At 37.3% G+C, this 2,454-nt stretch carries 4 protein-coding genes and 1 pseudogene; 2 read left to right on the top strand and 3 right to left on the bottom strand.

Annotated elements, in window-relative coordinates:
• Positions 1-254 precede the first annotated feature (254 nt).
• The 3 genes from ACGF5R_RS23730 to ACGF5R_RS23720 all read right to left on the bottom strand — a co-directional run bounded on the left by ACGF5R_RS23730 (position 255) and on the right by ACGF5R_RS23720 (position 1,757).
• On the bottom strand, positions 255-515 hold the full coding sequence (locus ACGF5R_RS23730; protein WP_387693069.1) for a type II toxin-antitoxin system YafO family toxin: 261 nt from the start codon (positions 513-515) through the stop codon (positions 255-257).
• Complete coding sequence (locus ACGF5R_RS23725; RefSeq protein WP_387693067.1) at positions 503-1,102, bottom strand: hypothetical protein; 600 nt, start codon at positions 1,100-1,102, stop codon at positions 503-505. The genes ACGF5R_RS23730 and ACGF5R_RS23725 overlap by 13 nt, the downstream gene beginning before the upstream one ends.
• A 250-nt stretch (positions 1,103-1,352) precedes the next feature.
• Positions 1,353-1,757, bottom strand: a complete 405-nt coding sequence (locus ACGF5R_RS23720) for a helix-turn-helix domain-containing protein (RefSeq protein WP_387693065.1) — start codon at positions 1,755-1,757, stop codon at positions 1,353-1,355.
• A gap of 118 nt (positions 1,758-1,875) precedes the next feature.
• Here ACGF5R_RS23720 and ACGF5R_RS23715 point away from each other — a divergent pair, with 118 nt between their 5' ends.
• Positions 1,876-2,082 (top strand): YdaS family helix-turn-helix protein, encoded by a 207-nt coding sequence (locus ACGF5R_RS23715; RefSeq protein ID WP_387693063.1) that lies wholly within the window; start codon positions 1,876-1,878, stop codon positions 2,080-2,082.
• Between the two features lie 150 nt (positions 2,083-2,232).
• Positions 2,233-2,454: pseudogene (locus ACGF5R_RS23710) on the top strand (hypothetical protein); the annotation flags it as partial.

Raw genomic sequence — 2,454 nt, 5'->3', positions numbered from 1 at the left:
GTTCTTCTAAATTAAACATGCCTGAGGATCTCCACGATTTTGTTTTCTTTGACAAAAACTTTGATCGTGCCTCAGGCACTTAGTTCCCTTCTTAAGCAAACCTCAGGTTAACTAGGTAAGTTTTTTAGCTCACTTATATCGAGTTGATGGAAATGTGTCTCAGCTAACTCAGCTAGGTAAGGGATTAAAGCATCGGCTCTGGCGTGAGCGTCTGGGGTTATAATCGCAATAATTTGATAATAATCGTCATACATTCAATGTTTACAAAACACTAGAAAACTATCACTAACCCTTGCTGATTGACGGATATGTTCATCCCACATCTTTTCTCCAGGAACTCGGATGTGTACTTTTTCAATAAATGATTGCCGAGCTATCGCGCTGTTCCTAAAGTCAGCGAATTTTCCTATATATCCAGACAAACCAGATCCATCGAGAGCCTTTGATAACATTGATGCGTACTTTTGGTGTATAGCATTGTCTACATACTTGGGGGTGATAGTTACTTTTGGCATTGTACACTACCTGCTTCGAGATCTTTATTAAATTCAGAAACATATGAAGAAAATAGTAATTTATCTTCACTGCTGAATTCTTTTTCATCTTCGATAGTTGGCAGTTGTATCAGGTGTTGGTTACATTGCCTCAATAAGGTTTCATTGTAATTTATTAAGGCTGAAATTTTTAGAACCACCTCCTTAAAATAACCATCGATAATATTTTCAAATGGATAGAATGCCTTTGTTGATTTTGCAATCCCAAAGATAGAATTAATGAAAGTAATGCTGATCTTGTTGTATTCGATTAATGTTTCAAGAAGCTGCATTGTCTCATTGGCTTTAGCGCCAATATAACTTTCTAAGTCGTCTTTTCTTGGGTCATCCAAAAGGCGTATATTTTCATTTATACTTTCAATAATGGGGAGTAACACTGTTTTCCCTTGCGTTACTAACTCCATTACTTCATCTGGAGGAACATTGCCTTTTTGCTTTCTCTCAACAATCAAAGCAATAGACTCTGAAAGTCGAGCTAAGCCAGAATCAATAGCTTTATTCCCTTGTGGATTTGTTAGCATAGCCATAAGCATTGCCTCTGAAATCATATTACCCCCTTTATTTTAGTTTTTGATGATGGTTTAATCAATCAACATCATCTAATAATCCTGATGCATCACTCACTTAAAATGTGTCAGAAGCTTAACCATCTTACCCTACATCACTCCCGTTAACCTTTTGACCGGAAATTGTCTAATTTGTGATACAAGGCAGAAGGTCGCGAGATACGACCTAGATTAAAAATATGACAAATGCAACAATTTCATACGTTAATATTTGCACTTGAAATTTATATCATTAACCTGCTTTACTACCCCTCTTTGCAAGCATCTCTGCAAAAATTGCATCAAAATGTGCTTTCTTGGCTTTCATCTCGCGCAAAAACCGCTCAGCCTCTTCATCGGGTAGACTATCATAAATATCAAGCAGCTCTTTTTGTTTGGGAGTTAAGTATACTGCTGTTTCATTCTCAGGGATGTATTTGGGCCTATCCCCTAATTTTGGGGGTTCTACACCATTCAATAGCCAATCAAGAGAATATCCGTATATTTCACTTATTTGTTGAGCTGCTTCTCTACTAATTGAATCTCTTTTTAACCAATTGTTTACAGTTTGAGCGCTTGTATTCATGCGCTTAGCTAATTCTTTCTGTTTAATATCTTCCTGAATTAGAAGGTATTTTAATCTTTCAGTCAATGACATACATCCCTCCAAGTTAGAAAGATAAACATTATGTGAATTTTATCAATCATCTTTTTGTTGATTTATTCTTGCTTTATAATTAACATTATGTTGATTAAATACACGAGGAGTTGTTTATATGGATCATTCGCACACACCATTAAAGAGAGCTGTTGATGCCGTGGGTGGAAAACAGAAGACCTTGGCTAAGTTAGTTGGCTTAACGCCTCAAGCAATCAGCAACTTAAAAAGACGTGGTGGCAATCTACCCGCAACAAAGATTAAAGAATTTCGTCAAGCAACCGGTTTGCCTCTTGAAGTGCTTTATCCAGAATTAATTGATTGACAGCGTAAACCTGCAACCGCTCTTTAACAATCCGCCACCCATCTATGCCGATCCAGGTGTAGATTCCCTGCCACTGTGGGGATTCCTCGCTAAACGGGGAGCGGCCTTATTTTAAGGCTATGAACTTTTTAACTTAAGGAAATTTAACATATGGATATCGCAAAAAGTATCAAAATCACTTGTAAGCCGGAAGCGCTAGAAAGTTTTTGGCTTCGATGCATTTTGGAAACAGGAAATAATCAATTTGCTCAATCAATAGGTATTCATCCTTCAACATCCAGCAGAGACAAGGGCCGTATTGCTAAATTAGCCAGTCAATTGGTAGCGAAATATGGTTTACCTGAATGGGCGTATCAACTCCCTGATCATAAG

The sequence above is a fragment of the Photorhabdus sp. RM71S genome (assembly GCF_042879355.1).
Taxonomy (GTDB): domain Bacteria; phylum Pseudomonadota; class Gammaproteobacteria; order Enterobacterales; family Enterobacteriaceae; genus Photorhabdus; species Photorhabdus kayaii.
This window is presented reverse-complemented; position numbering and strand designations above follow the sequence as displayed.

Coding starts and splice junctions, on each gene's coding strand:
- ACGF5R_RS23730 (WP_387693069.1), bottom strand. CDS start 515: ATGCCAAAAGTAACTATCACCCCCAAGTATGTAGACAATGCTATACAC.
- ACGF5R_RS23725 (WP_387693067.1), bottom strand. CDS start 1,102: ATGATTTCAGAGGCAATGCTTATGGCTATGCTAACAAATCCACAAGGG.
- ACGF5R_RS23720 (WP_387693065.1), bottom strand. CDS start 1,757: ATGTCATTGACTGAAAGATTAAAATACCTTCTAATTCAGGAAGATATT.
- ACGF5R_RS23715 (WP_387693063.1), top strand. CDS start 1,876: ATGGATCATTCGCACACACCATTAAAGAGAGCTGTTGATGCCGTGGGT.